Origin of the sequence: Peptoniphilus sp. BV3AC2 (assembly GCF_000478945.1) — a bacterium.
Lineage (GTDB): Bacteria > Bacillota > Clostridia > Tissierellales > Peptoniphilaceae > Peptoniphilus_B > Peptoniphilus_B duerdenii.
In genome coordinates, this window is the sequence record NZ_AWXD01000026.1 from 68,927 (window position 1) to 82,433 (window position 13,507).

Sequence of the window (13,507 nt, forward strand, 5' to 3'; positions counted from 1 at the left end):
TGTGATATTATTTATTATAAGAGGTAATTATGATAATAGAATTAACTCTTGTGGGTTTAATTATTAGATATTTTAAAGATAAAAATTTTAAATTTATTAATAATTTCAATTTAAAAAATGTATATTTTTTATTTATAATTGTTATCTCGAAATTATTAGTTAAAAATTTTTTTAGTATTGAATTTTTATCTAATAATTATTACTTGATTGATTCAATATTTTTATTTTTGTTATCAATATTTTTCTTTTTAAATGGGAAGAGGCTCTATATTTGTGGACTAGGAACACTACTTAATTCATTGGTTATTTTTTTAAATAAAAAAATGCCTGTTTCAGAAAAATTTGCACATTTAGTAATGAATTATGACAAATATGAAATGATAAAAAGCGGAAAAATTTTAAGTCATGGTTTTATTGATAATGCTAAACTTAAATTTTTATCTGATATTATTCCTATTCCAATGCCTTACATCTATCCAAGATTAATAAGTATAGGAGATATATTGATTTCAATAGGAATATTTATATATATTTTGTCGTCTAAGGAGAATTAAAAGTGGACTTTATACTAAAATTTTTCGAGCTAATAAGGTTTAAAGACATTGTGGATGTCGCCTTAGTAGCAATCATGTTTTATTATGTTATAAAGATTATTAAAGGAACAAGAGCAGAACAGCTTTTTAAAGGAATTTTGGTAATTTTAATACTTACAAAAATTTCAGACTTATTAAGACTTTATACTATAAAATGGATCTTTTCTAATATAATGAATTTTGGTTTTATTGCAATTTTAATTGTATTTCAACCAGAACTTAGAAGGGGGTTAGAGTTTTTAGGTAGAACTAGCTCAATTAAAAATGCTTTATTAAATAAAGATAATAAAGTTCCTTCTCAGGTAACAGAAGTAGTAGATGCAGTGGCTTCTCTTTCTAGACAAAAAATTGGAGCTTTAATAATATTTGAACGAAAAACAGGATTAGATGATATAGCTGATACAGGTACTAGATTAGATAGCTATATAAGTAGTTCTCTATTAATAAATATATTTATTCCAAATACACCTCTTCACGATGGAGCGGTTATAATTAAAGGTGATAGAATTAAGGCGGCAGCATGTTTTTTACCACTATCTGATTCAAATAGTATCGCGAAAGAACTTGGAACAAGACATAGAGCGGGTATTGGTGTTACGGAAAGATCCGACGCTTTATCTCTTATAGTTTCTGAAGAAAATGGAAGTATCTCTATAGCTGAAAATGGTGAAATAAGCAGATACTTAGATATAGAAACTCTTGAAAATATCCTTACATCTCTGTATTCTAATTCAATGGATGATACAGTGTTTACTAAATTTTTTGCTAGATCAAAGGGAAAAGGTGAAGATATTGAAAATGAATAAAGATATGTTTAAGAATATATTGGGTCAAAATACTACTATGAAATTATTTTCAATAATATTTGCGCTTTTACTTTTTTCATATGTAAGAAATGAAGTGGATCCAGAGACAATAGAAACTATAAAGGGGATACCTGTTAGGTATGATAATGTTCTTTCTCTAAAGGATAATAATCTCGTACTTATGTCTCCAAGTGAGCTTACAGTTAATGTTACTTTAAAAGGAAAAACATCTGATATGAGAAATATCAGAAAAGAGGCAATTGTAGCCTATGTTGATTTTAAAAATGCTACATCCGGTGAACAGAAAATACCGATATTTATAAATGTACTAGATAAAGGAATTAGAGCAGAAAGATTTGAACCTGATTCAGCTATTTTTAAAATTGATGAAAAAATAAGTAAAAATATGAAGGTATCTATTAATACGGTTGGTAGTCTTGCTAAAGATTATGTCCTTGGTAAGATGTCACCTGAAACTGAAATAGAAGTAACAGGCGCCAAATCATTAGTAGATACCATTGATAAATTAGTATGTACAGTTAATATTTCAGGAATTTCAGAAACTACTATTCTTACTGAAAAAGTTAAAGTTTTAGATAAGAATCATGATGAATTATCTGGAGTTACACTAAATCCTGAAAAAATTGAAGTGGGAGTTCCTGTTTTAAAAACAGAAACTGTTCCAATTAAAATGAGACCTTTTGGATATTCAAATATAGTAAATCAAAGTCACGTGGCTGTTGATCCTAATGCTGTTTTAATTAAAGGGAATAGTGCAGTTATCAACAAAGTTAAAGAGATACCTACAGTTCCATTTAATATAAAAGATTTGGAAAAGGGACCAATTCATGTGCAGTTAGATCTTCCAGAAGGCGTTAGCTTAGTAGATGCTTCAAATAATTTTATAATTAAATTGACATCTGATGAAAATACAAATAATTAAGGAGGTAATATGGAATTTATAGGAGACGGACTAACATTTGATGATATTCTTTTGATGCCATCATATTCAGAAATTTTGCCACATGAGGCTGATCTTACAACTTACTTAACAAATGATATTAAGCTAAACATACCACTAATGAGTGCTGGTATGGACACAGTAACAGAATCAGCGATGGCTATAGCAATGGCAAGAGTTGGAGGTATAGGTATAATTCACAAAAATATGCCTATAGCAGAACAAGCAAAAGAAGTAGACAGAGTAAAGAGATCTGAACATGGAGTTATTACTGATCCTTTCTTTTTGACTAAAGATCATAAAATCAAAGATGCCCTTGATATAATGTCTAATTACAAAATTTCTGGTGTTCCTATTGTAAATGAAAAAGGACATTTAGAAGGAATAATCACTAATAGGGATATCAGATTTGAAACTAATTATGAAAGACCAATTTGTGAAGTTATGACATCTGAAAATCTAATAACTGCACCAGAAAATATAAACTTAGACGATGCACTTAAAATATTAAAGAGTCATAAAATAGAAAAACTTCCATTAGTAGACGATAATTACTATCTAAAGGGACTTATTACCATAAAAGATATTGAAAAAATGAAAGATTATCCTGATTCTGCAAGAGACGCATCAGGAAGATTATTAGTTGGAGCTGCTGTAGGTATAACTAAAGATATACTAGACAGGGTAGATGCTCTTGTTAAATCAAAGGTAGATGTTATTACAGTTGATACTGCTCATGGAGAATCCAAAGGAGTACTAGATGCTATAAGAAATATAAAACATCATTATCCAAATGTACAACTTATAGCTGGAAATGTTGCAACTTATGTCGGAACAAAAAATCTTTTCAAAGCTGGAGCAGACTGTGTCAAAGTTGGTATTGGACCTGGATCAATATGTACAACTAGAGTGGTATCTGGTGTTGGTGTTCCACAAATAACAGCAATTCTTGAAGCTGCAAAAGCTGCAAGAGAATTCGGAAAACCAATTATAGGAGATGGTGGTATTAAGTATTCAGGAGATGTTGCTAAAGCTATAGCTGCTGGAGCAAACGTAATAATGATAGGATCACTATTTGCTGGTACTGATGAATCACCGGGAGAAGAAATATTTGTTGAAGGTAGAAGATATAAAACTTACAGAGGTATGGGTTCAATAGGCGCTATGAAAGCTGGATCTTCAGACAGATATTTCCAAAATGATACAAAGAAATTAGTACCTGAAGGAGTAGAAGGTAGAGTACCATTCAAAGGTTCTGTTGGAGATGTTGTTTACCAACTTATGGGTGGCTTGAGATCAGGAATGGGCTATACAGGTTCAAGAAATATAGAAGAATTAATGAATAATTCTAAATTTATGAAGATAACTCCTGCAACCCTTATTGAAAACCATCCACACAATATAACAATAACTAGAGAATCACCAAACTATATAAGTAAATAATAAAACAAAAAAAAGAAGCCTTTTAGAAGGTTTCTTTTTTAGTTTAAATATCTTTTGTTTTATATGAAAATTATTTATTTTATAACTACATATTACTATTTATTTTTTTAGTAACATCCATAGTTTTCCATTTTCCAGACTTAAAGAATATTAGTATAATTACAAAATATACTATATCTGCAAGAGGAAATGAAAATGCAATGGATCTATATGATAGTTTTAGTACATATACACATATGGCAACGAATGGAAGCTGTAGTAGCCATTGAGAGACCAGCGAACCTACCAAGTAAGGTTTTGTATAGCCTGAACCCATAAACACTATGGATTGTCCGAATGCATATCCTGTTAGAGGTATGGTAAGGGTTACGATAGGTACTAATTCTTTTCCCATTTGAATTATTTCAGGGTCTTTATTAAAAATACTAAAAAGATATTGAGGGAAAATTGCAAATAGTATTGAGAAAAATGCCATAATTAAAAAATTTATCCTAGAAGCTATTGATGCTGAAGTTTCAGCATTTTCTATTTCTCTTCTACCTAAGAAATGACCAACGACAATGCTTCCTCCCATCATCAGTCCATTTACTGGCATGTATATAAATGTTTGTAGCTTTGCAATTATTCCAACAGCAGTAATTACAGAGTCGCCGTAATGGGAAACAAATTTTACCATTATTGCCATAAATAGACCGCCTGCAAACTGTTTAAGCGCGTTTGGAAGACCAATCTTAAGTAAGTCTAAGTCTATGTTCCAGTTTAATTTAAACAATCCTTTTAATGATACGTATATTTCATTTTTTCCTGATAATAAAATAGATAATCCATATATTAATGAAAACATTACAGAAATGACTGTAGCCATTCCTGCACCTTTAACTCCCATATTAAATCCAGGGATGTTTGTAAATGGAATGGTTTCAAACATAAGAATTGGATCTAATATAATATTTAAAATTGTTGAAAAAATCATAATTTTCATCGGAGTTTTTGGATCTCCCTGGCATCTAAATATTGTGTTTACAGAATAAGATGCATACATTGCGGGAAGAAAAAATATTCTTATATATCCATAATCCATAGCTAATTTAACTGTGGATGGATTTTTTAAATAGAAATTTAATAGTGGATTAATGGTGAAGTACAGTAAAACACCTGAAATAAATCCCATAAAAACTTTGAAAGACATAGTTTGCTCTGAAACAAGTCTTGTCATTTCTTTGTCGCCTTTTCCATAATTTTGAGAAATCATAGATACTGAACTAGCACCGATAAGTTCATTAAAAAATAAAAAAAGCCAAAATATTGTTGAAAATATAGTAACGGCTGCAATTGCCTGTTTTGATATCTGTCCAACCCAAGCCATATCAACTAAATCATAAACCGTTTGAAGTAACATAGAAACCATTGCAGGGTAAGAAAGTTGCCAAATTCTATTTCTTATATCGGCTCTTGTTGTTAAATTTATATTATTGCTCATAAAACCTTCCTTTATTCGATAAGTAATATTTTAACATAATATAATGTGACTAACAAATATACGATATATTTTAATAGAATTTTAAAAATTATTATTTACTAATAAGCAAAAACTTATAAAATTGCCATAGTGTACAAAGTGTACAACATCTTTATTTTGTGATAATATTAAAGTAATATATATTTGTTAAATACTGAAGTTTAGCCAATAAAATAGATACTGTATCTCTTAAATTTTAAACTTATGAGATTACTTGGAGGATTAAATGAAAACAAAAATACTTCTTGTTGAAGACGAAGATGCTATAAGAAAATTTATTAAAATAAATCTAGAAAGAGAAGGATACGATGTTTACGAAGCTGGAACAGGAGAAGAAGGCATAGAAATTGCTGATTCAGAAGATATAAAAATAGTTGTCTTGGATGTAATGTTACCTGGAATTGACGGATTTAAAGTTTGTGAAACATTACGAAAGAAATATAAGGACTTAGGAATTATAATGCTTACAGCTAAAGCAGAAGATTATGATAAAATAATGGGTCTACAATATGGAACAGACGACTATATGACTAAACCTTTTAATCCAACAGAACTTACTCTTAGGATTAAATCTTTAGAAAGAAGAGTTATTCCAGAAGATGAAGATGACAAGAAAAATATTATTGAATCTGATATTTTCAAGATGGATACATATTCTAGAAAGTTTTACAAAGCTGGGAAAGAATTAGATTTAACTCCAACAGAATTTTTAATTATGAAAACATTTTTGGAAAATAAAGGAAGAGCTATAACTAGGGAAGAGCTTTTAAATAAAGTTTGGGGAGAAGAGTTTATTGGTGATTCTAAAATCGTTGATGTAAATATAAGAAGGCTTAGATCTAAAATTGAAGGAGATTCAGCAGACCCAAAATACATTGAAACCGTATGGGGATTAGGATACAGATGGAATGATGAAAAATAGTATAAGTAATAGGTTAAGAAATAATTTTACTATTCTTACGCTTCTAGTTGTTCTTTTAACTGATATATTTTTAATACTTGGTATAAAGGAATTCTACTACAAGGCAGTTGAAAGTCAGCTAGTAAATAGACTTGAAATATCAATGGACTATTATTATAAAAACTATGCTGATAGATCATTAGAATCCCTTGTTTCAGATGAAATTGATTTATTATTTCTAGATGTACCATCAGAAATTCAAATCTTAAATAAAGATGGAGTAATTCTGATGGATAACATAGGAGTTACAGATAAAAATCCAATAAATACTTCTGATATTAGGGATGCAAACACAAAAAATTATGGAACTTGGATAGGAAAAAATAATATAAGAAATGAGTTTGTCATTGCTGTAACTAGTAAAATAGAAAATTCGAATAACGAAACTATTGGGTATATGAGATTCTTATCAAGTTTGAAATCTCAAAATAGCGTAATTATTAATACTGCAATAGCAATATTTGCATTTTCTGCAGTTGTTATGATTATTGCAATTACTGCAGCTACTTATATAGCAGACACTATTGTAAAACCAATTAGAGAGTTAACTACAATAGCTTCTCTGTACATCGATGGTCAATATAAATCACGGGCAAATATTAACACTGGAGATGAAATAGAGTCACTCGCTGATGCTTTGAACGCGCTTGCTGACGAAATAGTGAATAAAGATAAAATTAAAAATGATTTTATATCATCTATTTCTCATGAACTTAGAACTCCACTTACATCCATTAAAGGGTGGGCAGTAGTTTTAAAAGATTCATTGGAGAATGAAGAACTTATGGAGGATGGTCTTTCTATTATAGAAAAAGAATCTGATAGACTTTCTAAAATGGTAGAAGATTTACTAGATTTTTCTCGTTTCATTTCTGGAAGGATTACTCTTGATAAGGATACATTTAATATTACCTCCACAGTTATTTCTGTTGCAAAACAGATGAAACTTCGCGCTAATCTAAATGGACTGGAGTTTATAACTGAAATTTATCCTGACATAGTTATAACTGTAGGAGATGAAAATAGAATTAAGCAAATACTAATTAATCTCCTCGACAACGCAATTAAATTCACATCTGAAAAAGGATGGGTCAAGATAAAAACAGAAGTTGAGAATGAAAATTTCGTCATAATTGTATCTGATAATGGCGTTGGAATAAGTAAAGAAGAAATTAATTTAGTAAAAGAAAAGTTTTATAAAGGTAGACATTCGAAAAGTCATTCTGGCTTGGGCCTATCTATATCAGAGGAAATAGCAAAACTTCACGGCGGTTCTTTAGATATTTTTTCAGAAGAAAATATTGGGACTGTGGTTAAGGTTAAGATACCGATAGTTACAGAAGGAATAGCATAATTGAAAAAAATATTATTAATAATAACATGTATCTTCATGCTCACAGGTTGCACAATAATTAAAGAAGAGTTTACAGAAATAGAAAAACCTACAATTTCAAACACACCACTTAGTGGACAATATACTATTTCCAAAATAATCGTGGATAATAAAGATATCGTAGATTCATTTGGTTTAAAAGATTTCATAGGAAAAGAAGTTGGATTTAGCACAAACGGCGCATTGATCGGGGAGTACTATATTCAAAATCCTAACTTTAAAGTTAAGAATGTAAATGCACTCAATTATTTACTTAACAAATATAACACTAACAAAGAAAAATTAGAAATTAAAAGTGATATGTTGGAAGTAATAGATGTGTATAGTAGTGGTGATTTCTTTTGCGAGATAATTAAAGAAAGCCCTGAAAACACATATGTTGTTATGAATGGAATGGGTTCTTCATTTATTAAATTATCTAAAGTCAAAGATGATATTGATGAAAAAGATTTTGAAGAAATGGTTCTTAGAAATGTAGATAGTGGTCTTGTTTATATGGATGGTTCTAAAAAGGATTCGTTAAATGGTTTTCTTTTAGGACTAAAATTTAATGAAAATAACAAGGTTTCCTACGCAACATATTTTTTCAAGTTTGAAGGCAACAATCTTCAAGAAGTTCAAAAGTTGGATAAACTTATCTGTCCAAAAGACAATGAATTTGTAGAAGTAGGAGTGCATTCTACAGATCATGGTGATTATGTAGTAGGCAAAACTATGGTTTCTGAAAAGACTCTTACAAAAGATGAAGCCACTGGAACTAAGAAAGAAATCAACTATCTAAGTTCAGATTATTATGGAATGGATATAAAATCACAAAAAGGTGAGCTTATTAGTTTAAATTTTAGGTCATTAGGTAGAGAAGACGCCGATAAAAGCCTTTCTCTTGAAGACTTATTTGAAGATGGAGATAAAATATTTTCTGAAAGTGCCAAATCCAAAATTTCTACTGACAAGAATGTTATAATAGATGATTTTAATTTTGGGCTTAGAAGAAATAGAGGTTTTTGGAAATTCTTTGGCAGGGCGCAATACGTTGACTACGATAAGTATACTGACTTCGATATAAATGTACTTGTCCCTAAAAAGATTGTTAAATATGAAAGTTTGTCCATACCTATAATCAATATTAGAAAGACACTTCCTGCTGTAACAGATGCTTTCACAACGCCTAATAATAAATTTATTATAACCTTGGAAAATAATAGGATAATGGTTTATAATTTAGATAGAGGAAAGATAGATAAGAAAGAGATTTATAAAGATGATATAAAGAACCCAGTAGCCATTATGACTGAATGGAGTACAGGAGATTATACTAATACATGGCAGAAGTTTATTAGTACATTGGGAGGAACAAATGGGGAAATTATTAAGTAAAATAACAGAAATTTTTCCGGGCAATACTGAGTACATGGGTGTTGCATTGGTCATGATAGGAGTTGCGGTTTTTGTGACTCTAGTGCTTAATTTTGTAGCTAGAAAACTTAAATTTGTTAAGTATCTACCAGGTATTGTACTCATATTTGTAGGCTTATTCTCGATCTTTTCAGTAATAGACAATCTGTTTGATCCTGTTAGCTTGAACAACATTTTTATATTTATAACATGTGTTGCTGCAGGTTTAGTCAGCATATTATTTGCTCTAATTATTGGAATAGTAAGCAATTAAAAATTAAGAAGGTAAGTTTTATAAACCTACCTTCTTTTATTTTTTTGTGTTATTAAAACTATTTATTAATTTTTCCTTCTTTATTCTAGTTAATTTTTTTATTGATATCTCCCTTTTTAAAGCTTCTGATTTTGTATATCCATTCTCATAATAAACTAACTCTACAGGAGTCCTACCTCTAGTATATTTTGCGCCTGTGCATTGATTGTGTTTAGTAAGCCTCTTCTCTAAGTCTGTAGTTATACCTGTATAAAGGGTATTATCCCTACATTTTACTATATAAACATAATACTTATTCATCGATAACCTTATTGATTAAACTTATGCTGTACCCACGTCTGTATAAAAAGTTCATTATTTTAGCCTTTCTATTCTTAGCATCAGGCTTAAGAGATCTTTCTTTAGCTTCTTTATCTTTTCTAATATTTTTTAGTTCATTGTCATCGGATATTGTTTCTAATGCTAAATCTATATATTTATCAGGAACTCCTTTTTCTTTTAATTTAAATTTTATTTTATTTTTGCCCCATCTGTTAAATTTACTCTTATCCTGAGCATAACTATAAGCATAGTCTTTATCATCTAGTAAGTCTAAACTATATATATATTTAATAGTTTCATCTATTATTTCATCATCTATATATGAATTTTTTAACTTCATTCGAAGTTCAAATTCAGTCTTTAAATTTTTTAGAAACTTAAAAGATATTGTTTTGGCTTCGTGAAATTTATCATAATAGCTAAACTTTTCGCAAGTTTCTTCGTCTATTTCTTTACCAACATATAGATTAAATTTTACGAATGTTGATTCATATACATAGAAAGTTTCTTTATCAGTCTCTACCATGTATTTCCTGGTATTTTTATCAAAGCTAATTTTTAAAATATTCATATTTACCTCATTTCGATTGTATCACATGGTTATTTAATTCTCAATTGATATTCCAAGAGGAAAAGTTGATTTTAACAGTAATTCTATATCTTTCTATGTAAAAAATAATGATTTTATGTTATTATAAAGTAAGTAATAATGAGGTGAAATATGTTTGAAATAGTCTCACAAGTACTTAAGTATGTTTTTATTGTGATTATTTATATTTTTATAATAAGTATTATTAGGCTTATGTATTTAGATATTAAATCTATGAGCGAGGTAGGAGCGAGTATAGACTCCTGTTATTTAAAGGTTGTAAATAGGCTCGATTCTCTTAGTTTTAAAATGCAAGAATACTATGTTCTAGACAAAAAAATTACTATGGGAAGATCTAACAGATGTACAATTCCCATTAAAGATAATTTCGTAAGCAAGGTTCATCTACAAATTTTTGAAGATGAGGGTTCTTATTTTATCGAGGATTTAAACTCAGCAAATGGTACATTTTTAAATGGAAATAAAATAGAAGATATTATTGAACTTAGAAATGGTGACACCATAGGTGTAGGTTTAATTCAATTTATATTCGTTGATAATAGGGGGTAATAGATGTTAAGCTTTTTTACTAGACTTAGACGACCTAGAGATCTTCTATTATTATTTGAACTTTTAGCATTCGTTTTATTGTTCTTTTACAACAATAATCATATAGATATATATATCACTATTTTATTTGTAGGATTAATCTTAATTATATATATATCTAATTTTCTACTTGGAAGAATTTCAAAAGGGGATAACTATATATTTATGATAGTTTCTATGCTTTTATCGCTTGGGCTTATAACTATCTATAGAATAAGTCCTCATTTAGGATTCTTGCAATTAGTTTGGATTCTATTAGGTCTTCTTTCTTTTTATGTTTGCTATTTTGCGTTAAGAGCATTTAGAAAACTAGAGGATTATTCAAGGCTTTATGCTTTAGGAATTTTTATTCTTTTAGTTTCTACTTTGATTTTTGCAGTAGTTTTTAAAACGGGAAGACAATATGGGTCTTACAATTGGATTAGAATTGGTTCATTTTCTGTACAACCATCAGAGTTTGCAAAGATTTTGATGATGTTTTTATTAGCTTCTTATTTTACAAAATATAGATATAAAATGGACATTGTAAACAAAAACAAGCCTGCTTATAATCTACTTTTTATAACTTATTTCTTTATAGGCATATTATTTATCGAAAGAGATTTAGGTATGTCTGTAATTTTTCTTTCACTATATTTAGTAACAGTATATATTTATGAAAATGATAGAAAAATTTTGCTAATAAATTTCATTTTAATTGTACTTGGATCTGTACTTGGATACACACAATTTGACCACGTAAAGGTTAGAGTATCAATTTGGGTCAATCCATGGAATGATCCATATAGATATGGTGCACAGATTGTACAGTCACTTTTTGCAATTGCTGAAGGTGGATTCTTTGGAAAGGGAATAGGAAGAGGATTTCCAAGTCTTGTTCCAGTTAGAGAATCGGATTCAATATTTCCATTTATTTGTGAAGAGATGGGAATATTTATTGGAATAGGAATTATTATGATGTTCATGCTTCTTGCATATAGAGGTTATAAAATTGCACTTAGTCAAGAATATCTATTTTATAGAATACTAGCAATATGTGTCAGCACTTTATTTGCTATTCAGGCATTTTTAAACATAGGAGGAGTTGTAAAATTCATTCCTATGACTGGTATAACACTTCCGTTTATATCATACGGAGGTTCTTCGATGCTTAGTAGTTTTATTTGTCTGGCAATACTTCAGGTTGCAAGCGAAGATATGTCGTATAAATATGAGTGAGGTAGTATGTTTAAAGATAATAAAAGAATACTCGTTGTACTAGTTTCTGTAATAGTTTTATATCTTTCACTTATTCTGTACCTAAGTTACTTTACTGTTTTTGTTGGACAAAATATAATTGACAATCCAGCGAACAGAAGAGAAACAATTATAGAGCAAAATATTGAGAGAGGATCTATCTTAGATAGAGAAGGCAATATCCTTGCTTATTCAGAAGGGGATAAAGCAAAAGCTGTAAGAAAGTACAACTTTCCAATTTCATATTCTCATATTATTGGCTATTCAGACAAAGTTATGGGTAAAGCTGGAATAGAAAAAAGCTATGATAATTATTTGCTTGGATTAGAAGTACCTAGATCAATTAAGGTTTTGAAGTCAGTTTATAATAAAAAAGTTGAGCTAGATAAAGGAAATAATGTCTACTTAACTACCAATACAAATATACAAAACTATTCTAGAGAAATTCTAAGCAAAACTGGAGCCGCAGGAGCAATCGTAGCTATGGATCCTAAAACAGGAGATATACTTGCTATGGTTTCTCTACCTGACTTTAACTCTGAATCAATTGCAAAAGATAATAAGGCGCTATCAGAGCAAAATAAGGGTGCTCTTTATAATAGAGCTATTTGGACTAAGTATCCACCTGGATCTACATTTAAAATAATAACAGCGGCTTCTATATTAGAAAATCATATAGACCAAAACTATATTGATGAAGGTAGCCAGGAAATAGATGGTAGAGTATTCAAGAATGCTCTAAAAAAAACTTATGGAAAACTTGATTTGAAATCAGCGTTAGTTAATTCTGTAAATACCTATTTTGTTAAAAAGACTACTGATCTAGGAGCAGAAGCTTTAGGCAAGACTGCAGATAGATTTATGTTTAACCAGAATTTTAAATTTGACCTACCATATCATGGTTCATTATTTAAGTATAATGATATCTCTAAAACAGAGCTAGCTTCTTCAGGTATAGGACATGGAACAGTTTCTGCTACTCCACTTGAGATGTGCATGGTTGCTTCGGCTATAGCTAATGATGGCAAGTTAATGCAACCGAATTTAGTGGGATCCGTTATAAGTCCTAAGGGAGAAATAGTTTTAAAAAAGGAACCTGAGGTATTAAGCGAAGCTCTTACTCCCGAAGTAGCAGCTGAAATCAAAGACTATATGCTAGCAGTAGTAGGATCAGGTTCAGGTAGAAATGCTTATAGAAGGGGCTATGGTATTGCAGGTAAGACTGGTACAGCTCAAAAATCTCAAGAAGGTCAAGAAAACTTCGCGTGGTTTGTTGGATTTGCTCCAGCTAAGGATCCTAAGATAGCTATAGCAGTAGTATTAGAAGATGTAAATGACTACGGCAGTAGTATCGCAGCACCAATAGCAGGAGATATTATGAAATACTCCATAGACTTAGGAATTTAA

Annotated in this window: 14 protein-coding genes; 11 read left to right on the forward strand and 3 right to left on the reverse strand. The window is 29.7% G+C overall.

Features of this window, described 5'->3' with window-relative positions; all coding sequences use genetic code 11:
• Positions 1-29 precede the first annotated feature (29 nt).
• From HMPREF1252_RS09320 to guaB, 4 genes are read left to right on the forward strand one after another with little or no spacing between them, the layout of a single operon-like run.
• Positions 30-554, forward strand: coding sequence for a DUF5317 domain-containing protein (locus HMPREF1252_RS09320; RefSeq protein WP_023059784.1), 525 nt, complete (start codon positions 30-32; stop codon positions 552-554).
• A 2-nt stretch (positions 555-556) separates the two neighbouring features.
• On the forward strand, positions 557-1,399 hold the full coding sequence (gene cdaA, locus HMPREF1252_RS06000; protein ID WP_023059856.1) for a diadenylate cyclase CdaA: 843 nt from the start codon (positions 557-559) through the stop codon (positions 1,397-1,399).
• Positions 1,392-2,342, forward strand: coding sequence for a YbbR-like domain-containing protein (locus HMPREF1252_RS06005; RefSeq protein WP_023059818.1), 951 nt, complete (start codon positions 1,392-1,394; stop codon positions 2,340-2,342). Before cdaA ends, HMPREF1252_RS06005 begins: the two co-directional genes overlap by 8 nt.
• A gap of 9 nt (positions 2,343-2,351) precedes the next feature.
• Positions 2,352-3,803, forward strand: a complete 1,452-nt coding sequence (guaB, locus tag HMPREF1252_RS06010; RefSeq protein ID WP_023059865.1) for an IMP dehydrogenase — start codon at positions 2,352-2,354, stop codon at positions 3,801-3,803.
• 85 nt (positions 3,804-3,888) lie between these two features.
• On the opposite strand, the gene HMPREF1252_RS06015 is transcribed toward guaB, so the two are convergent.
• Positions 3,889-5,283, reverse strand: a complete 1,395-nt coding sequence (locus HMPREF1252_RS06015; protein ID WP_023059796.1) for an MATE family efflux transporter — start codon at positions 5,281-5,283, stop codon at positions 3,889-3,891.
• A 265-nt stretch (positions 5,284-5,548) separates the two neighbouring features.
• Here HMPREF1252_RS06015 and HMPREF1252_RS06020 point away from each other — a divergent pair, with 265 nt between their 5' ends.
• Genes HMPREF1252_RS06020 through HMPREF1252_RS06035 form a run of 4 tightly spaced genes read left to right on the forward strand, consistent with a single transcriptional unit; the run spans position 5,549 to position 9,345 of the window.
• Positions 5,549-6,244, forward strand: coding sequence for a response regulator transcription factor (locus HMPREF1252_RS06020; RefSeq protein ID WP_023059852.1), 696 nt, complete (start codon positions 5,549-5,551; stop codon positions 6,242-6,244).
• The gene (locus HMPREF1252_RS06025) at positions 6,234-7,637 is read left to right on the forward strand and encodes a HAMP domain-containing sensor histidine kinase (RefSeq protein WP_051338891.1); all 1,404 of its coding nucleotides are present in this window, start codon (positions 6,234-6,236) and stop codon (positions 7,635-7,637) included. Before HMPREF1252_RS06020 ends, HMPREF1252_RS06025 begins: the two co-directional genes overlap by 11 nt.
• The gene (locus HMPREF1252_RS06030) at positions 7,638-9,053 is read left to right on the forward strand and encodes a membrane lipoprotein lipid attachment site-containing protein (RefSeq protein WP_023059900.1); all 1,416 of its coding nucleotides are present in this window, start codon (positions 7,638-7,640) and stop codon (positions 9,051-9,053) included.
• Positions 9,034-9,345 carry a cytochrome c biosynthesis protein gene (locus HMPREF1252_RS06035; RefSeq protein WP_036746975.1) on the forward strand — a complete coding sequence of 104 codons (312 nt, stop codon included), beginning with the start codon at positions 9,034-9,036 and terminating at the stop codon, positions 9,343-9,345. The genes HMPREF1252_RS06030 and HMPREF1252_RS06035 overlap by 20 nt, the downstream gene beginning before the upstream one ends.
• Positions 9,346-9,381: 36 nt before the next feature.
• On the opposite strand, the gene HMPREF1252_RS06040 is transcribed toward HMPREF1252_RS06035, so the two are convergent.
• Together HMPREF1252_RS06040 and HMPREF1252_RS09325 are read right to left on the reverse strand one after the other, a co-directional pair.
• Positions 9,382-9,645 carry a GIY-YIG nuclease family protein gene (locus HMPREF1252_RS06040; RefSeq protein ID WP_023059926.1) on the reverse strand — a complete coding sequence of 88 codons (264 nt, stop codon included), beginning with the start codon at positions 9,643-9,645 and terminating at the stop codon, positions 9,382-9,384.
• A complete protein-coding gene (locus HMPREF1252_RS09325) occupies positions 9,638-10,237 on the reverse strand; it encodes a regulatory protein RecX (RefSeq protein WP_023059857.1) in 600 nt (199 codons plus the stop codon). Before HMPREF1252_RS09325 ends, HMPREF1252_RS06040 begins: the two co-directional genes overlap by 8 nt.
• Before the next feature lie 150 nt (positions 10,238-10,387).
• Between HMPREF1252_RS09325 and HMPREF1252_RS06050 the strand changes: the two genes are divergently transcribed.
• The 3 genes from HMPREF1252_RS06050 to HMPREF1252_RS06060 are packed head-to-tail and all read left to right on the forward strand — an operon-like array spanning position 10,388 to position 13,507.
• Positions 10,388-10,825, forward strand: coding sequence for an FHA domain-containing protein (locus HMPREF1252_RS06050; RefSeq protein WP_008902275.1), 438 nt, complete (start codon positions 10,388-10,390; stop codon positions 10,823-10,825).
• Between the two features lie 3 nt (positions 10,826-10,828).
• Complete coding sequence (locus tag HMPREF1252_RS06055; protein ID WP_023059783.1) at positions 10,829-12,082, forward strand: FtsW/RodA/SpoVE family cell cycle protein; 1,254 nt, start codon at positions 10,829-10,831, stop codon at positions 12,080-12,082.
• 6 nt (positions 12,083-12,088) lie between these two features.
• Positions 12,089-13,507: a penicillin-binding protein 2 gene (locus HMPREF1252_RS06060; RefSeq protein WP_023059862.1), complete on the forward strand. Its 1,419-nt coding sequence runs from the start codon at positions 12,089-12,091 to the stop codon at positions 13,505-13,507.

Excerpts from the sequence above, each read along its gene's own strand:
- HMPREF1252_RS09320 (WP_023059784.1), top strand. The coding sequence starts at position 30 with ATGATAATAGAATTAACTCTTGTGGGTTTAATTATTAGATATTTTAAA.
- HMPREF1252_RS06005 (WP_023059818.1), top strand. The coding sequence starts at position 1,392 with ATGAATAAAGATATGTTTAAGAATATATTGGGTCAAAATACTACTATG.
- guaB (WP_023059865.1), top strand. The coding sequence starts at position 2,352 with ATGGAATTTATAGGAGACGGACTAACATTTGATGATATTCTTTTGATG.
- HMPREF1252_RS06015 (WP_023059796.1), bottom strand. The coding sequence starts at position 5,283 with ATGAGCAATAATATAAATTTAACAACAAGAGCCGATATAAGAAATAGA.
- HMPREF1252_RS06020 (WP_023059852.1), top strand. The coding sequence starts at position 5,549 with ATGAAAACAAAAATACTTCTTGTTGAAGACGAAGATGCTATAAGAAAA.
- HMPREF1252_RS06025 (WP_051338891.1), top strand. The coding sequence starts at position 6,234 with ATGAAAAATAGTATAAGTAATAGGTTAAGAAATAATTTTACTATTCTT.
- HMPREF1252_RS06035 (WP_036746975.1), top strand. The coding sequence starts at position 9,034 with ATGGGGAAATTATTAAGTAAAATAACAGAAATTTTTCCGGGCAATACT.
- HMPREF1252_RS06040 (WP_023059926.1), bottom strand. The coding sequence starts at position 9,645 with ATGAATAAGTATTATGTTTATATAGTAAAATGTAGGGATAATACCCTT.
- HMPREF1252_RS09325 (WP_023059857.1), bottom strand. The coding sequence starts at position 10,237 with ATGAATATTTTAAAAATTAGCTTTGATAAAAATACCAGGAAATACATG.
- HMPREF1252_RS06050 (WP_008902275.1), top strand. The coding sequence starts at position 10,388 with ATGTTTGAAATAGTCTCACAAGTACTTAAGTATGTTTTTATTGTGATT.
- HMPREF1252_RS06055 (WP_023059783.1), top strand. The coding sequence starts at position 10,829 with ATGTTAAGCTTTTTTACTAGACTTAGACGACCTAGAGATCTTCTATTA.
- HMPREF1252_RS06060 (WP_023059862.1), top strand. The coding sequence starts at position 12,089 with ATGTTTAAAGATAATAAAAGAATACTCGTTGTACTAGTTTCTGTAATA.